The sequence below is a fragment of the Pedobacter sp. MR2016-24 genome, from assembly GCF_026239655.1.
GTDB lineage: Bacteria > Bacteroidota > Bacteroidia > Sphingobacteriales > Sphingobacteriaceae > Pedobacter.
In genome coordinates, this window is the sequence record NZ_JAPIVO010000005.1 from 120571 (window position 1) to 139322 (window position 18752).

At 40.3% G+C, this 18752-nt stretch carries 16 protein-coding genes; 4 read left to right on the plus strand and 12 right to left on the minus strand.

Annotated elements, in window-relative coordinates:
• Positions 1-56: 56 nt before the first annotated feature.
• The 6 genes from OQX62_RS14595 to OQX62_RS14620 all read right to left on the minus strand — a co-directional run bounded on the left by OQX62_RS14595 (position 57) and on the right by OQX62_RS14620 (position 9635).
• Complete coding sequence (locus tag OQX62_RS14595; RefSeq protein WP_265832290.1) at positions 57-1916, minus strand: alkaline phosphatase; 1860 nt, start codon at positions 1914-1916, stop codon at positions 57-59.
• Entirely contained in the window at positions 1910-3433 is a 1524-nt protein-coding gene (locus OQX62_RS14600; protein ID WP_265832291.1) for a RagB/SusD family nutrient uptake outer membrane protein, read from the minus strand. The genes OQX62_RS14595 and OQX62_RS14600 overlap by 7 nt, the downstream gene beginning before the upstream one ends.
• A gap of 17 nt (positions 3434-3450) precedes the next feature.
• Positions 3451-6756, minus strand: a complete 3306-nt coding sequence (locus OQX62_RS14605; RefSeq protein WP_265832292.1) for a SusC/RagA family TonB-linked outer membrane protein — start codon at positions 6754-6756, stop codon at positions 3451-3453.
• 162 nt (positions 6757-6918) lie between these two features.
• Positions 6919-7881 carry a FecR family protein gene (locus OQX62_RS14610; protein ID WP_265832293.1) on the minus strand — a complete coding sequence of 321 codons (963 nt, stop codon included), beginning with the start codon at positions 7879-7881 and terminating at the stop codon, positions 6919-6921.
• A gap of 63 nt (positions 7882-7944) precedes the next feature.
• Positions 7945-8550, minus strand: a complete 606-nt coding sequence (locus OQX62_RS14615) for an RNA polymerase sigma-70 factor (protein ID WP_265832295.1) — start codon at positions 8548-8550, stop codon at positions 7945-7947.
• Positions 8551-8654: 104 nt separating this feature from the next.
• A complete protein-coding gene (locus OQX62_RS14620) occupies positions 8655-9635 on the minus strand; it encodes a hypothetical protein (protein WP_265832296.1) in 981 nt (326 codons plus the stop codon).
• Between the two features lie 297 nt (positions 9636-9932).
• On the opposite strand from OQX62_RS14620, the gene OQX62_RS14625 reads away from it, so the two are divergent.
• The 3 genes from OQX62_RS14625 to OQX62_RS14635 all read left to right on the plus strand — a co-directional run bounded on the left by OQX62_RS14625 (position 9933) and on the right by OQX62_RS14635 (position 12695).
• The gene (locus OQX62_RS14625) at positions 9933-10403 is read left to right on the plus strand and encodes a hypothetical protein (protein ID WP_265832297.1); all 471 of its coding nucleotides are present in this window, start codon (positions 9933-9935) and stop codon (positions 10401-10403) included.
• 141 nt (positions 10404-10544) lie between these two features.
• Entirely contained in the window at positions 10545-12113 is a 1569-nt protein-coding gene (locus tag OQX62_RS14630) for an alpha-L-arabinofuranosidase C-terminal domain-containing protein (RefSeq protein WP_265832298.1), read from the plus strand.
• A gap of 108 nt (positions 12114-12221) precedes the next feature.
• Entirely contained in the window at positions 12222-12695 is a 474-nt protein-coding gene (locus OQX62_RS14635) for a hypothetical protein (protein WP_265832300.1), read from the plus strand.
• Positions 12696-12760: 65 nt separating this feature from the next.
• Here OQX62_RS14635 and OQX62_RS14640 read toward each other — a convergent pair whose 3' ends face one another.
• The 6 genes from OQX62_RS14640 to OQX62_RS14665 all read right to left on the minus strand — a co-directional run bounded on the left by OQX62_RS14640 (position 12761) and on the right by OQX62_RS14665 (position 17950).
• Complete coding sequence (locus OQX62_RS14640; RefSeq protein ID WP_265832302.1) at positions 12761-13258, minus strand: hypothetical protein; 498 nt, start codon at positions 13256-13258, stop codon at positions 12761-12763.
• On the minus strand, positions 13248-13721 hold the full coding sequence (locus OQX62_RS14645; RefSeq protein WP_265832304.1) for an RNA polymerase sigma factor: 474 nt from the start codon (positions 13719-13721) through the stop codon (positions 13248-13250). Before OQX62_RS14645 ends, OQX62_RS14640 begins: the two co-directional genes overlap by 11 nt.
• 239 nt (positions 13722-13960) lie before the next feature.
• The gene (locus OQX62_RS14650) at positions 13961-14476 is read right to left on the minus strand and encodes an ExbD/TolR family protein (RefSeq protein ID WP_265832305.1); all 516 of its coding nucleotides are present in this window, start codon (positions 14474-14476) and stop codon (positions 13961-13963) included.
• A 229-nt stretch (positions 14477-14705) separates the two neighbouring features.
• Positions 14706-16373 carry a protein-disulfide reductase DsbD family protein gene (locus OQX62_RS14655; protein WP_416276574.1) on the minus strand — a complete coding sequence of 556 codons (1668 nt, stop codon included), beginning with the start codon at positions 16371-16373 and terminating at the stop codon, positions 14706-14708.
• Between the two features lie 41 nt (positions 16374-16414).
• Complete coding sequence (locus tag OQX62_RS14660) at positions 16415-16861, minus strand: protein-disulfide reductase DsbD domain-containing protein (RefSeq protein ID WP_265832306.1); 447 nt, start codon at positions 16859-16861, stop codon at positions 16415-16417.
• A gap of 36 nt (positions 16862-16897) precedes the next feature.
• The gene (locus OQX62_RS14665) at positions 16898-17950 is read right to left on the minus strand and encodes a PLP-dependent cysteine synthase family protein (RefSeq protein WP_265832307.1); all 1053 of its coding nucleotides are present in this window, start codon (positions 17948-17950) and stop codon (positions 16898-16900) included.
• A gap of 213 nt (positions 17951-18163) precedes the next feature.
• Here OQX62_RS14665 and OQX62_RS14670 point away from each other — a divergent pair, with 213 nt between their 5' ends.
• Positions 18164-18628, plus strand: a complete 465-nt coding sequence (locus tag OQX62_RS14670) for an Lrp/AsnC family transcriptional regulator (protein ID WP_265832308.1) — start codon at positions 18164-18166, stop codon at positions 18626-18628.
• Positions 18629-18752 lie beyond the last annotated feature (124 nt).

An 18752-nucleotide genomic window follows, 5' to 3' on the forward strand; every position in this document is an offset into this window, starting at 1 on the left:
ATTATTATCAATCTGATGTCCTCCTACATTTAAGACAGATACATTCAAATGATGATTCAGGGTTTATTATTGCTAAAAGCTTTAAGAATTTTATGAAAGATCTCTGTATTCTGATAGGTGCCCCTGAACTCTTCAGCCCAGGGACCATATGCATAAACCGGCACCATGATATTGGTATGGTCGTTCGTGCTAAATTCGCCCTGTATCCTACCTTCTGCCGCAGCAGCTTCTAATAAAGTTAATCCGCCGGTTTCATGATCTGCGGTAACCAGAACGAGTGTCTCCCCGTCCCGATCAGCAAAGCGTAAAGCTTCGGCAACTGTTTTATCAAAATCGTGCAACTCAGTTACCACATATTTCAAATCATTAGCGTGGCCGCCATAGTCTATCTGTGCCCCTTCTGTCATGATAAAAAAACCATTTTTATTAGATGATAACAATTCAATAGTTTTATTCAGGGATTGCAACAGCATATCATCCCTGCCATCTTTAACCGGACGGGTAGCACTATCAGGCAGTAATACCAGCTGTTTACCTCTTTTCTGCTTTTTGAAGTCTGTTAAAGTACTGCTCCAGGTATAACCTTTAGCCTTGATGGCAGACATCAGTGTGGTATCTGCATTGGCCAGAAAACTTCTTTCGTTAGATCCTACCAGTACATCAACATGGCTGCTGAGAAAATCTTTAGCAATAGCCTGGTTAAACGAGCGATCCGGCTGATGAGCATAAAATGCCGCCGGCGTAGCATCAGTGATATCACCTGAGCTGATGATTCCGGTTTTCACACCAAAAATGGCTAAAGTATCTGCCATATTCGTAAGATGGCGATCATCTGGTCCCATCCCGATATAACGGTTATTCGTTTTCTCACCTGCTGCCATAGCTGTAGCCCCTGCGGCAGAATCTGTATTTCCTGAGTTGGCAGCAGCAGTTTGTGAGAAACCACTGTTACGCATCATGGTGATGTTCAGATTTCCATGATTGGCTATCCATCCGGCGTGAATCTGCGCAAGCCCCATCCCATCGCCTATCAGCAGAATTACATGTTTAACTTTTTTATGGAGCCCGTCCGACTTATAGGTGGGCTGATACACCGGATATGCCAGGGGATTGGTATAGCTGAGTTTATCCTTATGCTGATAAAAATTGTGCAGTTGTTCCGGATGGTCGGTATTGATCCAGTCAACCCCCAAACGTTCTAATTCTAGCCAGGTATTCGGACTGTCCTGTGTTGCCCAGAACCTAAAAGGCTTATGTTGCCGATGCGCTTTGTCAATTACCGACCTCAGTTTTATTTCATCAGCTTTTGTAGGCGTCCCCTTACCATTCCAATCCGTATAATTCTTCAATTCATCACTGATCATGCAGATGCGTTTCAACTGATCCTGAGTATATGTTATATACGGTCGCCCGTCAAAAGAAATATAATCAGGGTAATTTTTAAAACTTGCCGGATCAGGTACATCACCGCTCACTGCGATCGTAATTGCAGCTGGATTTTTTGTATGATTAAATACCGTATTAAATTCCCGCAGTTCATTTATCAATACAGGTAAAACATGCTGATAATCAGATTTAATATCAATCACCAACTGAAGCTGATCAGTTGAATCGGGATAAGGGTGATTGTCATTTTTCGCATAAAATTTAGCCAGAGGTGCCAGGTAAAGACTTTTTAATGTAGCCTCTTCGCTAATCTCTGTTGTATCATGCGCGACATAGAGCTTTCCGTTTTTCAGGAAAACATCTGCTTCTATAGACCCCATACGGGCATAATAAGCGCTTAATAACGGAATATGCTGATGATAATCATTATGACTATGTCCGTTATTGGCTGATAAACCCTTTTGGGCCTCTGCCTTACTCAATAGCAGGCAGAGGCTCAGGGTGGAAATAATTATTGCTTTTTTTACCATCCGGAATTTTGTTTAATCACACCGCCACCGTTGTCGATCTCCCGCTGTGGCACCGCCCATACATCATGAACCTGCGGATTAAAAACCCTTGCAGGCCAGATCACTGCACCATCAAAATCATGCAGAGGTTTAGCGTAAGCAGCCTGTGCATCACCCCATCTGACCAGGTCTCTGTGTCTGTCGGCCCATTCTCCAGCCAGTTCATTACGGCGTTCACGTTTCAGATCTGCTATCGTCATTCCTGTTTTTGGGGCAAGACCGGCACGAACACGGATCCTGTTCAATGCTGCATCTCCTGCCCCCGCCCCACTTACATTGATTGCAGCCTCTGCCTGAATCAGTAAAACTTCTGCAAAGCGCATCAATGGAACATTTAAATCAGTAGTACCGTTATCTCCGTTTGGATTCACATGTAATGGAATAGGGTTAGCATAGCTGAACGGTTCCATATATTTTTTAAACTGGTAGTTCGAAGTTGCACCCGCGTCTTTTGTAAAGCTACGCTCTGCACCAAAAAACATGAATTTATCGCCTGGCTTCAGAATAGTAGCTTCACGACGCTGATCACCTGCTTCAAAAGAATCATACAATTCTTTAGTCGGCAAGTAATAACCCCATCCGTTATACAAACCCCAGGCCTTGTTGGTTAACATTACACCCGGCAATTTGCTGCCCCAGCCTGTTCCACCGCCACTTGGTGTACAGACAACCGACCATATATATTCTTTAGACCAGTTGTTTGAGGCTTTGAAAACATCAGCAAAACCGGTCAGAACCAACTCATGCTGTCCGGAGTTCATCACCATTTCCGCATATTTTTTTGCGTTGGCATAGTCTTTTTTATACAGGTATACTTTTGATAAATATGCCCATGCCGCAGTTTTATGTGCCTTACCGTAGTCGGTGGCCGCCATTTGTGAGAACAATGGCAAATTATCAGCAGCCTTTAATAGCAAATCAATGATATAATCATAGTTTTCATTCACGCTGGCCGCTCTTGGCACAGCGATAGCAGGATTTGCTTCGGGTGTAATAATCGGCACACCAGCTTTGTCATTTCCATAATTTGCAGCAAGCTGAAAATAAACAAGACCGGCATTGAAGTAAGCATCGCCAATAATTTGTTTTTTCAGATTCTCATCCATAATTATTGCTGGTACATTTCTGATCACATCATTCGCTGCTTTGATTGTTGCGTAACGCATGGACCATTGTGATTCTGTATATCCGCCGCCAATATAGGTTTTGTTGAAATTCTTGATATTATCCCCTTCTGGTTTATTACGTCCGGTAACCATATCATCACTGGCATTGATAAACCAGAACATTCCACGGCCATAATAATCTTCCTGGTTATAATTGGCATACATACCCGCCTCCCCTTTTATAGCATCCTCTTTTGTTTTCCAGAAATTCTGAGCAGATGGTGCACCTTCCGGCACAATATCCAATTGTTTTGAACAAGAACTAAAAACGGCCAATGCCGCCACTGTGATATATTTTATACTTTGTTTCATTTTCTGTACGTATGATATTATAAACTTAAACTAAGGCCTAACATGAATGATCTTGCCTGCGGATAGCGGCCAGTATCAAGACCAAAATTGTCCATCCCGATTTCAGGATCAAATCCGGAATATTTAGTTATCGTAAACAAGTTATTCGATGTAGCATATACACGGATATTGCCTGTTTTTAACTTATCACTGGCTGATTTAGGAAAGGTATAACCCAAAGTAATATTGCGCAGACGCAGGTAAGAACCGTTCTCGACATAGAAGTCGGAAGCATTGAAGTTACCATTGGCATCGGAAGTAGAAATGACAGGTACTTTTCCACCTGGGTTTTCGGGCGACCATGCATCGAGTATCCCTGAAAGTTTATTATATGAAGGTCCACTCGCACTAAAGGTGGTACGTTTCACTGCATTAAACAGTTTATTTCCGGCAACTCCCTGTGCAAAAATATTGATATCAAAGTTTTTGTAGGCTGCATTAAAGCTCATGCCATACGAGAAATCAGGATATGCACTGCCGGCAATATAACGGTCATTCGCATCAATAGATCCATTTCCATCCAAATCAGCAAATTTGAAATCACCTGCTTTAGCATTTGGCTGTATTTTATTACCACCTGCATTTTTGTACTCATCAGCTTCCTGCTTACTTTGGAAGATACCCTGCGTTTTCAATACATAATAACTGTAAAGCGGCTGACCTTTTTTAATCACTAAAGGAGCGAGCTCATTCCTGAAGTTATTGCTAACGGCGATAATATCCTGACCTTCGCCTAAACTGATCACCTTATTACTTATTTTAGTCAGGGTAGCATTTATGGAATAAGTAAAGGCTTTGTCCCTGTTGCTGTTATAAGTAATCCCCAACTCGAAGCCTTTATCTCTAACCGTACCCGCGTTAATTGTCTGCGTGCTCAATCCTGAAGTTCCTGGCAGGGTTTTGTTCAGGATCATGTGGTTGATGTCCTTTATAAAATAATCAGCATTCAAGGAAAGGCTGTTATTTAAAATCCCCAGATCCAAACCCATATTTGTCTGTTCTGACTCTGCCCAGCCCAGGTTCGGATTTGGAAGCACTGTAGATATATAGCCGTTTTGCATTGCAGGCACCTGACCGAAATAAGCTTCAGTACGACTCAGTAAAGGACTTACATCTTCAGGCCGCAGAGAAGCAAGATTCCCCATCAAACCATAACTCCCTCTTAATTTCAATTCACTTAACCAGCTGCTTTCTTTGAGGAAGTCTTCCTTACTTAATAACCATCCGCCCGAAACAGAATAATAATTCCGGGTTCTGTTTTCTTTCGTTAACATTGATGTAGCATCCCTGCGACCAATTAATGAGGCAAAATATTTATCAGCATAATTATAGTTCAGTCTTGCAAAAAGAGAAGAGATCACCCTTTCATTCATTGCACTTGTAGAAGGCTGGAAAGTCGTCGCATTTACCAGGTATCTCGAACCCGGAGCTTCATTATCGAATCCTGTACCGGATACATAAAGTGATTTGTTGGTAGTTTTCTGATAAGAATAACCTCCCGTCAGGTCGATCTCATGCTGACCAGCTTTTTTATGATAAGACAATACCTGCTCTGCAAGAATGTCTGTGATCCTTGCGTTGCTCTCTTCCAGCATATTGCTGAGTACAGGCTTGCCTACCTCCGGGCGCTTCGGCGTAAAACTTTTATAGTTGTTAAATGAATTGGTGATGCTTAAATTAGATCTGAAGCTCAGCCCCTTTGCGATTGACACTTCTGCATAAGGATTAACCACCAATAAATTTGTAGGGTTATTGATATCTATTCTTTGTAATTCTGCAACAGGGTTAATAATATCCCCATAATCACCCGCATACTGGCCGCCAGGAAGTCCCGCAAAAGATCCGTCAGGATTATATGCAGTACCATTGGTAGGATAATAAATTGCGGACAATAAGGCACCTGTATAATCATTTAAGGTATTGGCACCGTTTCCATTTGTATTGCTGAATGATAGATTTTCACCGACCTTTAACCATTTAGTAACCTGATGATCAGAATTGATTCTGAAGTTATAACGCTGTGCATGTGTATTCAGCACGATACCTTCTGCTTTACGGTAATTAAAACTCAGGAAAAAGTGCGACTGATCATTGCCACCACTAATAGATGTATTATAGTCCTGCAGCATGCCAGTCCTGAAAATTTCATCCATCCAGTTCGTGCGCGTAGTTTGTCCGTCTGCATACTTTGTGAGGTCAAATGCTGGCAGAATTGCTGTATTCCCATTCTTTGCTGCAGTAGCTGCAACCATTGCACGCTCTTCAGCATTAAGGGGCTCAAGTTTTTTCCACACGCTCTGCTGCCCAACTTTGGCATCAAAGTTTATCTGCAGCTTGCCGTTTTTTCCTTTTTTGGTAGTGATCAGCACTACACCTCCCGAAGCTCTTGCCCCGTAAATAGCGGAAGAGGCATCTTTCAGAACAGCTATAGATTCAATATCATTCGGATTGATCTGCGGCACACCAGTAATCAAAGATCCGTCTACCACATATAGCGGAGTTTCTCCGTTAATACCGCCAGATCCCCTGATGTTTACCCGTGGAGCAGAAGTTGGGTCACCACCTTCATTTGTAACAATTACTCCGGGTGATTTACCGGCAAGGACTTCTCCTACATTGTTCAGCGAACGGGATGACAGGTTATCTAATGATACAGAACTGATAGCACCACTAAGGGTAGCCTTTTTCTGTGTTCCATAACCAACTACTACAACTTCACTCAGTAAGGATTTGTCTTCCAGCAGGGATACGTTGATCACCGAACCAGTGCCCACTTTTACCTGCACAGTTTTATAGCCTAACATAGAGAAAGATAAAACTGCATCATCGGCAACGCGAAGGCTATAATTTCCTGAAGCATCTGTAGCGGTGCCCTGCTGTGAGCCTACAACTTTTACGGAGACACCGGGCATACCGATCTGCGCTGTAGAATCTTTTACCGTACCAGTAATCAGACGTTCTGCTTTTTTCATCAGCGGCAGATTACTGAGTATCACAAATTCCCCTTTTTCCATTGCCCTTAAACCCAGGCGGTGTAAAACCAGTGCCACTTTCTCTTTTTCGAAAGACTCCGTTCTGGTATTTTTTGTCATCAGATCCGGATTATAAACAAAACTTAATCCGGTAAGGGATGCTATTTTTTTCAGAATCTGGGTAGTGGACTGTCCTTTGACGATGGAAATAGTAATGGTACTTTTCTCTAACTTCTGCGCCATTGTAGGCGAAGCCATCAGCGAAACGCAAAAGGCACAGAGAACCGAAAAAGTTAAAATTGAATATTTCATGACTTTATAAAGAGCTGTAGACCTCTTAATTGAGGATGTTATCATATATTTAAGGGTTTTTATAACATTAATGTGTTTGAAAATAAGCCATACTGTTATTGGCGTAGCGAATGGCTTTAGCGACCAGTGCTGATCTGATCAGCACTGGTTATTTAAATAGTATTATTTCTTCATTTTGTATACTTTAAAGGTTTTCTGATCTTCAGACGAGCTGAATTTTAAATGGTGCAGACTGCACAAAATGGATAGGATCTCTGCAGGTTTTTGTCTGCTGTTAAAACTGGCAGCACATTTAAGCTGATAAAGTGATGGACTCAGCGCAATTTTGATGGAATAGATATATTCCAGCTGATGTAACGCTGCTTGCAAGGTAGTCCTCTCAAAGACGATAGCGGTATTCATAGTTTCCGGCGAATAGCTGATCTCGGCACGATGATGCTCACGGTCATACGAAATCTGCTGCCCTTTAACTAAAGTTCCGAAAACCTGATGTGTATTCCCTACCGAAACTTTACCTGTAGCTACTATAATAGCTATACTTCGCTTTGCACGGAAAGACCTGATGGTAAATGAAGTTCCAAGAACTTTTGTCTGCAAACCATCGGTAGTCTTAACAATAAAACTCCGCTGCTCTTCATGTGCAATTTTAAAAAAAGCTTCCCCTTCCTCCAGTTCCACCTCACGAAGAGCTGTATTGAATTTTGCAGGGTAGATGAATTTTGAAGATGGTCCAAGCAGAATCTCAGAACCATCGCTCAGGGTAATCTTCTTTTTTTCTGATGCAGTAGTAGTGATGGCATAACTGTTCTCTTTTTCTTTATGCTGGTAGAAAGCAGCATGAATGGCCAGTGCCAGAGCTGGAGTGATGAGCAGTACTGCTGCTATCTTTAGCCACTGGCTGTATATTGATAGATGGAATGCCGCAGGCCTTACCTCAGTATGCATCTTCTTTTGCAGCCGGAGGAACATTTGCTGCTTCATCAGCGCCTTTTTGTCTGCATCAATAGCTATTTTACGTTCTTCGTAGGTAGTATACCAATCCTCAACCTGCTGCAACCCGGAAGCATCAAGCTCGTTGTTCAAGTATTTTTTCAGCAGTTCTCCTGCCTTTTCTTCTTTCGTCATCTCCAAACAAGTCAGTCAGAAAGGAGATCGGTACCATCTAAGTACGTTAAGGTTGCGTTAAGCTTAGGTTAACCCTATCAGGATAATCAGGATCAGGGTGTAGGAGAGTTTTTTCCGGATTAATTTCAAAGCGGCGGAAAGCTGATTTTTAACCGTCTGCACAGACAGGTTTAGTTCATCAGAAATCTCTTTTGCAGACTTCTGCTGTCTCCTGCTCATAACGAAAATAACCCTCATTTTTTCAGGCAGCTCAAGCATCGCATGGTCAAGCTGCCGGTTGAGCTCTTTTAGCATGATCATACTTTCAGCGGAAGAGGAATCTGACTGATTCCCCATCAGTTGAACCAGGTCTTCCTGATATTTTTCTTTGACTATGCTTGATTTAAAATAGTTGATCACCTTATACTTAACTGCGCCTTTTAACCAGGCTTCAAAACTACTATTGATATGCAATTGTTCACGGTTTTCCCATACTGAAATGAAAATTTCCTGAGTAATATCCTGTGCGATTTCTTCATCCCTGACCCTTTTATACGCTGCATCCAATACAACTTCCCAGTAAGTTTGGTAAAGATATTCCATAGCGGAATGGTCTCCATCTTTTAATGAACTCAATAATTCTTCCGTCAAAGGTTGTGTATCTGTTTTGATGGTATCTCTTTTTTCCAAAAGTACCCTGCCTATATTCCTTTAATATTAAGAAATCTTAAAACTTGGAAGGTTATTGAATGATAGAATTCGCTGTGCAGGAACCCGAATTAATATGCTCTACCTTATAGCTCTTCACAAACAGCCGTAAATAATGAGTTATGATCTATTGCAAACGGAAGTATTTTTTTATCAGCAAGCGGCAGCAAATTAAACTGGTAGATGATATACATGTGATTATAAGCATCCTGTTCATTCGGTCTGAACTCTTCGCCCTCTACATAATTTAAGAAATTTATATAGGCATTCTTTTCTTTGTTAAACTTAAAATTCAGGCTATCTGTCACATCTTCTCCGCTTTGATTGTAAAAAGGGTTGTAAAATACTTTATCCACAGAACGCGGTGCATGAGTGATTTTTGTAATAAATTCGAGATTCTCTCCTTTGGTTGGTAAAGGTCTCCGGGCGACTTCGTCATCTTCAAAAACAAGTTTATCAGTCTTTACCAGTGCATAAAATGGCTCCTTTTCGCTATCATCTTCTATATAATAAGCGATAAAATCATTATATTTTTCGTTATTATTATAGGTGTAGATATTACGTTTGGCCTTCGGATCGCTATTTTCATCATTGAAATGATAGGGTTGGTCCGAAAATGATATATTACCCGGCAACCCTGCAAACTTGTAGACCGAGGGATAGGGCACACAATTAGGGTTTGGGTTAAAAACCCTTTTTAATAAGGGTTTGCCTGATTTCTGTTCATCAAAACCGATAAAAGTTTCCTGCTTATCAAAATGCTGAAAGTATACTCTGCTGCTATCATTTAAATCTTTATTATGTCTGCCATAAATCTTAAAATGCCGGTCGCTTTTAAAAGGTATAAACTCTGCTTTATTTCCATTAAGCTGCCATTCGCCAGTTAAAACGCCACCAAAATAAGTGATCGCAAATTTATGGTCTTCCAGCACAAAAAGATAGCTGGCACCATGGGGATCGTTACTGCTCCTGTTATAAATGCCGGGAATAGTTCCCTGTGCATAACATGATACACTCATCACAAAAATTAGTATCAGGCCAAAAATGTATTTTTTATAATTATTCATAAAACCACCTTCATTTATGCGTTAAGATAATTGTTCTGAAAATTAAACATAAAACAGCTGACTATCTGCTATGTCACAGAAGATTATTTGCCGGTCTATACTTATTATTTGTGAGAAGTTTCAAATCTTATTCCCATTGAAATTGCTTTTATATTTTTTGCAGACCAAATGAGTCATACTACATCAATAAAAATATTTTTTTATAGGCTTATGGAATCTACATCGATTCCCCATCGTATTCATATGCTATACATTGGATATAAATGCATACTATATTAATTATCTATCTCCCTTCTAATGAAAAATATCAAAACTACATGTCTTGCCCCGCTCATTTTTATCGCCAGCCTAACTTCAGCCTGCAATCAGGAACAACCAAAAGTACAATCAGGTAAAGTCGTCCCTACAATTGTTAAAATCTGTTATGTGGCAGTGGACGAGTCTGACACTGTTTTACTCACTATCACTGATCAAAGAAAAAGTATCGAAGGGAATTTGACCTTCAACTATACTAACGGTGTTACGCATAAGGGGACGCTCAAGGGACTAATGCATGGAGATACTTTACTGGCAGATTATAACTTTACGACCGGAGATGGAAAATGGCGTAGAAATCCGGTTGCCTTATTGAAAAGAAACGGCAGGCTTATATTGGGAGTCGGCATAATGGAGACCGCATGGGGCAGAAACTATTTCGCAAAGTCGCAACCGATAGATTATGATAAGGGACGTTTTATTTTTAAGGAAGTGAATTGTGAACTTAAATAATAGCATAACCCAACTATTTTTGGGATGAATTATCAAATTAATCAGACTAAGATAGTTCAATTCATATAAATTTTAATAAGTTTAGGAGAAAAACCAGATCCATCAGCAAAGAAACTGCTAATTTTCGTATTAAACTTAAACATGAAGCTTTTCCCCTATTTATTGCTACTGCTCTCCCCATTCATCCTATTTGCTCAGAATAAAAAACAGGCAGTCATTAAAATAGATGCCGCTGCTAAGACAGAAATAAATCCGTTTCAATACGGACAGTTCATTGAACATCTTGGCCGTGCCATAACCGGAGGTATTTATGATGAACACTCTCCGCTGGCTGATCAGGAAGGTTTCCGTAAAGATGTACTGGAAAAGGTGAAAGAACTACGTACGCCACTACTCCGTTATCCGGGTGGAACCTTTACAAAAATTTATCACTGGGAAGATGGGATCGGCCCGAAGGCAGCCAGAAAGAAACGCAAAAATCTGATTTGGGGAGGTGTTGAAGATAACCACTTTGGTACAGCAGAGTTTATCAGCTATTGCAGGAAATTAAATGCAGAGCCCTTCCTGGTTGTCAACATGGCTACAGGAACTCCGGAGGAAGCAGCAAACTGGGTAGAATATTGTAATGGTACCGAAGATACTTATTATGCTAATCTAAGGCGGAGAGATGGTTTCAAAGAACCCTTTAACGTAAAATACTGGGGTATCGGGAATGAAGAAGGTGCGGAAACTGATGCTGGCAGACATCAGGATCCGGAATTATATATCAGGGACACATGGCAGTTTCTTAAACTAATGAAATTACAGGATAACAGCCTTAAATTTATACTGGTAGGGAATTCTGAGGATATAGCCTGGAGCAGCAAAGTACTTCAGCAACTTGGACCAGTATGTGATTTCCTTTCTATACATCTTTATTCTATTCCAAAGGATACAACCTTCAATTCCCTGATCACCTCAATCGATGAGATAGAAAAACCACTGGTTAAGATGGAATCCTTACTGGCAAAGATGCCAGCTAAAGTTGAGCAATTCAATAAATGGTACAGGTTTCCCTCGCGGAAAGAACCGATAAAACTTGCGATAGATGAGTGGGGAATCTGGGACCTGAGCTCCGGAAAAGGAAAAGGCGATTATCAGATGGAATATCAATATAACTGGTCGCACGCCCTTGGCGTAGCTACTTTTATGAATCTTTTTCAGCGCCATAGTTCTTCTATCGGTATGGCAACCTGGGCGCAAACTGTAAATGTTCTGGCTCCAGTTATGTCAGATCCCACTGGCTCATATCGGCAAACCGTATTTACACCGCTGAAAGCCTTTAGGGATTATGCAGGGAAATATAACCTGCAGACTGCAGTTGAATCTGAGAATACAGCTGGCGGTTTTAAAACACTCGATGTTTCATCCAGCATTACAGAAGACGGTCACCAGCTCACACTTACAATAGTAAACCGGGATGTTGTAAATACTGTGCAAAGTAATATAGAAATCGAACATTTACCTGCTCCGTTCAAAACAGGAATTCTGAAGAAGATTTCTTATACCGCCGCACATCTGTATGCAGTGAATACCTTTAAAAATGAGCACAGTGTAAAAAAGAGTGAAAAATCAGAAAAGATAACAGGAAATCAAATGACTATTAGTCTGCCCCCTGCATCTTTTAACATTATTATATTACAGGCGCAGGACATGCTAAGGAAAAATTAAGGCTCTCCAGAACTGTGCCTTCTCTTTTCATAAACTATTAAAGATAATTTCATAAATTGCAGACGTAACGGGCGATAGTTCCGGAATATAGTTTAATACATGATGACAATGAAAAAATCTTTTTTAATTCTATCAATGATATTTGGAATGGCCACTTTTGCCACTGCGCAAAAAGTGCCTACAGCTTCGGAGCTGACCACAAAAAACGTAGATGCTTTAGATAAAAAAGTTAAACTAAACCCAACGCAGAGAAACATCATTTATAACTACACACTGGATATGTATAAAGAACAGATGGCACTGACTAAAAAGCAGCAGACCGGAATGTTCAATGAAGATGATGTAAGCAGGTTTTATAAATTACAGAACCAGACCACACAAAAGATTAAAGATGTGCTCAAAGGTGAGCAACTGAAAGACTACGATTCGTTTTTGGAAGAACAATTACGTGGGGGGGATAAAAAGAAGAAGAAAAAAGGCAAACATGCTAAAGACGAAGAGGAAGAAGTGGTTACAGGGATTGAAGGATTGAAATTACCACCGGCTAATACCAATTCCGGCCCTGCAGATATCAAACAATAATGCTGTTAAGCTAAAAAAAAAGCCCTGATAGTTCCATACTATCAGGGCTTTTTTATTTATATGAATTACCTCTTGATTTCGGTCTTCAGTTGTTTCAATTCTGATTTAAGATTGCTGATTTCTTCTTTTATCTGCCGGTTTTCCAGGTAGAAGAAGATCGCAAAACCAAGGAAAACTTTGCCGAGTATGAAAATAGCAATTAAGATCCATCCCCATATTTTATGCACACGCATATGGCTGGACTTAGAATCTACATCAATGTATTCTTTTTTTCTGCCACCCCTTTCTTTACGCGGACGGGAAGTTACAGACAACTGCTCCGCGGCTGGCCTTTTAACCAACTCACTTATATCATTTTCGATCTTAAACCAGATATCCGGCGGAGGTTTAATAGCCATATATTCCGCCATACGCTCTATATCAACTTCAAGATCATACAATGCTGATTGTATCTGAGGATGCAGTTCTTTTAAATACATCAGTTCCTGAGTTTCCGCCTCAGATGCCGATCCCAATACATACGCCTCCAGTATACCGCTTTCGATATATTCTTTAATTTTCACCACTTTTCCTCATTATAGCGAAAGCTTCTTTCAAAGTCTTCCGGATTGAATCCTCAGTTTTATCTAAATCAATTGAAATAGCAGCAATTGTTTTGCCATAATAGTAAACCTCGCTAAAGATGTGTTTTTGTTCTTTAGTCAGCTGACCAAAATAGGCTTCCCGAGAATGCTGTAAAGTTAACCCTTCCCTATCCTCCAAACCAGTATATTTAGCAGTATCAACAAAAATCATTAGCTGATGCTTAGCGAATCGCTGTAACTGGCACCAGCTGCCTTCCCAACCCAAATCATCAAATTGATTAGAAACTTCGCAAAATATTTTAACGAGGTATTCTTCGGCCAATTTGCGATCCTTTACCACATCAAAAATATATCCTAACAACTTAGCCGCATGTCTGTCATACAAACTGCGTACACCTGCCAGCTTATTCTCCGTTAACGCTCCCTGGTCAATGTTCAGCATAATGTTATCTTCATGATTAATCTTAATCGTCAGTCGCAGCGTAGTGCAAAAGCTATAGGTTAGTTAATGCTATAAAATTAAATAAAGTTTGGGAAAAACATATAGTTAATCATGCATTTATTGCTAAATAAGTTCCACGTTAACAGCTTTTAACCTCAGCAACATGCTAAATCGTTAAATAATTTAATGATAAAATGCTTTTCATTTCTACGCACTTACAGTATAAGAAGATTTATAATCTATAACATTCGATTTTGCTTCATGAAGAGCTGTTCGTCTAATGTGATATGGTCATCATCAATAGCCGGAGCGGTCACAATTTTGGTAATGTTCAATTCATCCATGATGTCTACAAAGTTTTTGTAAGTTGCTCCAGCGGTTGGTTTGATCACCACAATCAACGATTTTTGAAGATCGTTACCATTTAACCCGGCAACCTTACGCTGATTAGCCAGAATAGATTGTCTGATCTGGCGGTAATCCTCAATATTGGGTATACTTTTACCATCCTCCCCCATATACCAGGCAATTTTATTGTTTTTACCTAGTAAAATAGTCATCGTTCTGGATGCCGGAACCGCAAGCCGCACAGTCGGGTCGGTTACATCAGGTTTAGCAATATCCATTGCTACTGGTTTGGACAAGGTTGTAGTGAGCATGAAAAAGGTAATCAACAGAAATGCTAAATCTACCATTGCTGTTAAATCTACACGTGGAGTCACCTTTTTTTTTCCTAGATTGTTTAATTCGGCCATAATATATTTGCTTTAGGTATTATAAAATAATGATGAGATACATTCTATAATTCCATAAAACAATCCTGTTAAAAAGCAAAAAGCATGACCAATCGCAAGGATTGAGCATGCCTATTGCTGATACTATAGCACCTAAACTTGAAAGGCCGGCAAATGCCGGCCTTTCAATAATTAACTATTAATTTACCTAAATTTTACCTTATGGCATCCACCAGCTCGATAAAAACTCTTACTTATTATAGGCTGCAAGCCCACTATTTAAAAATGTCAGATAGTTTGACACCTCATAATCCGCTCCCTGTGGTTTAACCAGCATCGTTTCCGTTTTTGGATCAAGTATTACATAAAATGGTTGTGAATTTGCCTGGAATTTTGAAGCCTGTAGATCGCTCCATTTTTTCCCGATTGTACGCAGCACTTTTCCTTTTGGCGTAGTCACGATATCTGCCGGTGCCAGCTCAGTTTTATCATCTACATATAACTGGATCAATACGTAATCCTGACTAAGCAATTTATAAACTCCTTTGTCCGGCCATACATTCGCTTCCATTTTTCTGCAGTTTACGCAGGCATGCCCTGTAAAATCAATCATCACTGGTTTGTTAACCTTCCTGGCATAAGCCATGCCTTCAGCATAATCAAAAAATACATCAAGCTTTAAGGGCGCATGGAAAATATCCGCGTATTTATGCGGACCGGAAGATTGCTGTAGAGGCATAGCAGCGTTCCCGTTTCCCCCTAATAAAGTTGGTGTATACAAGTCAAAATCCTGCGTTTCCTGCGGAGGTAGGAAGGCTGAAACCGATTTAAGCGGTGCCCCCCATAAGCCTGGAACCATATATACTGAAAATGATAATACAATAATTGCCAGCATTAACCTGGGTACAGAAATGAACTTCAGGTCACTATCATGTGCGAACCTTAGTTTGCCTAGCAGATACAGGCCCATCAGTGCAAAAATAATAATCCATAATACGAGGAAGATTTCCCTGTCAAACCATTCCCAATGATAGGCCAGATCAACATTGCTCAGAAACTTCAATGCAAAAGCCAGCTCCAGAAAGCCCAGCACTACCTTTACACTGTTTAACCAGCCGCCGGACTTTGGCAGCGCATTTAAAGCGGAAGGAAATAGTGCGAATAAGGCAAATGGAATTGCTAAAGCAAAAGAGAAACCAAACATTCCGATTGCAGGCCCCAGCAATGCACCGCTGGTGGCTGCCTGTACAAGCAAAGTACCGATAATGGGTCCTGTGCATGAAAAGGATACCAATGCGAGCGTACCCGCCATAAAAAATAATCCGGCAATTCCTCCTTTATCGGAATTCGCATCCATCTTATTTACCCAGGATGAGGGCAGTGTGATTTCGAAAGCACCCAGGAAAGAAGTCGCAAATACAACAAGCAGCAGAAAAAACAGGAAGTTGAAAACTCCGTTTGTGGATAAGCTGTTTAGTGCATCTGCACCAAACAATACCGTCACCAGTAGTCCCAACACCACATAGATCAGGATGATAAAAAATCCATAAAGAGCAGCTCTGCTAAACGCTTTTCCTTTTTCGCTGCCTTTAGTGAAAAAACTCACCGTTAAAGGTAACATCGGAAAGATACAAGGCATCAGCAGGGCGGCTAGTCCACCGACAAACCCTGTGATAAAAATGCCCCATAATGACTGCGTCACTTCCTGTTGATCAATCGCTATTTCTTTTTTGTTATTTGTTAATGAGTCCTTTACTACAGATTCAACCTTTGCTTCAACTTTCGGCGGAACTACAGTATCTGCAGGCGCGTCGGTAATTTCAGTAAACTCAATTCCTTCTGTAGATACAGTATCTGTTGTCTGTCCATAAACATGCTGACCGGCGCAAACGAACAAAAGTATCCCTAAGACAAGCATTTTCATGCCTGTTTTAACTCCTGATGATATCATTTATATGCTTATTTTACAGGAACACTGAAAGTAATTTCTTCCGGCGGAAGACATTGTTTATCATCACAGGTCATGAACTCTACAGTACCTTTAACTGTTGCCTTTGCTCCTTTAAGTTTAACCTTCTGCTGAAATAGCGCTGTTTTTTCAAAAAACAGGACATTCATTTTAAAAGTATCTTCATACCTGTTTACGGCTTTCGGTTCAGCGGTTTTACCAACGAGTGTATATTCTTTTGAAGCAGGAAAGGTAAATGTAGTTTTAACAGGTCCGCCTTCTTTAATGTGCTGAGAATACAAATGCCATCCCTCATCAATAGTTGCTTTGATATAAACTATCGCTTCAGTTTTACTTGTTCTTTTTGCAGCATAACTCCAGGTTACCGGTTTTAAAATCTGGCTGTGTGCTGCGAGCGTGAACAGAGAAGCTGCTGCAAATAAAATTAATTTTTTCATGTTGTGTTGATTAGGTTTGATTGTGTGTATGTGATTTTATTTCAACCTGCTGATCGGATGATAATTCATAAATTCTGTATCAGGTGTGAGGTATCCTTCTTTAACAGGCTCCTCCTTCATCAGATCTGTACTCAGGTACTTCTTGTTACTGTCCGAGAAAATAGTAACTACGCAGCTGTCAAGTCCAAGCTCCTGCTGTAATTTGATTGCGCCAATCACATTTGCTCCTGAGGAGATTCCTACTGCAAGTCCCAGCTGGTTGGCTAACTTTTGTGCCATCAGGATTGCATCTCCGTCATTTGCCTGAATGACACGGTCAAGTTCATTCAGCTTCACGATTTCAGGAATAAATTCATCAGATATACCCTGAATCCTATGGCTACCCACTTTATAACCAGTAGTCAATGTAGGCGACTCAGCAGGTTCCAGCGGATGTATCTTAATAGCGGGATTTTTTGCACGAAGGTATTTTCCTGTGCCCATGATCGTTCCCCCTGTGCCTACTCCGGCAACAAAAGCATCAGGAATAAGATTATTGAGACGCAATTGCTCCCAGATCTCCACTCCCGTGGTTTCTTCATGTGCACGTGCATTATCTGTATTTTCAAATTGTCTCGGCAAAAACGTACTGTCATTTTCCAGCGCCATAGTTTCAGCCAGTTTAATACTGCCCAGAAATCCGCCCTGCTCTTTACTGATTAACACTACCTCAGCGCCCAGGCTTTTAATGATATCGATTCTTTCCTTGCTTAACCAGTTAGGCATAATGATTTTAACGGGATGCCCCATCGCTTTACCGATAGCGGCAAATGCAATCCCGGTATTCCCGCTTGTTGCTTCAATAATCTCATCACCAGGTTTGATCCTGCATTCCTTGTACGCATTGAATAGCGTGAATAATGCAATCCTGTCCTTTATACTTCCTGTCAGATTATAATGCTCGCATTTTACGTAAATCTTTCCCGCCACTCCTTTGTACTTATACTCCAGCTCCAGCATAGGCGTATTCCCTACCAGATGCCATAGGTGTTCAAATTTACTGGCCAGATTAGTGGTTAGACAGGTTGCTTGTTTGGTTTCGATTGACATTGCTCTCGTAGTTAATAAATCATTGGTATGCATTCCCAAAACGGAAATAATCTCTAATGATTATTCGGTAAAATTCTATAATACAATTTATATTAACAATGATTGCCTCGAAATCCGTAAATTTTATTGAAACAAGTGTTATAATTGTTATTTTTTATATTTTTACAGATCATATAAGAATATTAACCAATTTTTTTTCAAACAAAAAGAGAAATGCTTGTAGACCTTGACCCGACCGACCTGGAATTATTAAAGCTTTTACAGAAGGATGCTACTTTAACAAATAAAGAAATGGCATTTAAGCTGAATAAATCTATAGCAACAATTCATGAAAGAATAAAAAAATTAAAAGAACAGGGTTATATCAAACGCATTGTAGCTATACTGGACAAAAAAAAGATCAACAGAAGTCTGATTGCCTTTTCACAGGTATTACTCAAAGAACATACCGCAGCCACCCTGATTCAGTTTGAAAATGAAGTGTCAAAATTCCCTGAAGTAATGGAATGTTATCAAATGACAGGTGCTTTTGATTTTATCCTGCGCATCGCAACGGTTGATATGGATACCTATCATTTATTTCTGCGCAACCAGCTGGCTACGCTACAAAATATCAGTACAGTTCAGAGTTTCTTTGTATTGTCTGAAACAAAAAGTGAAACTGCATACCCCCTGTAGATGCAGTTTTAATGAGGAATTTTGAACAAAAAAAGAGCCTTTTGCAGAATTTCTGAGCGGGCAAAACACGGCCTTATTATCTAAATGCTTTTAGCATAACTACCTATAAAAGAGTATATTAAAT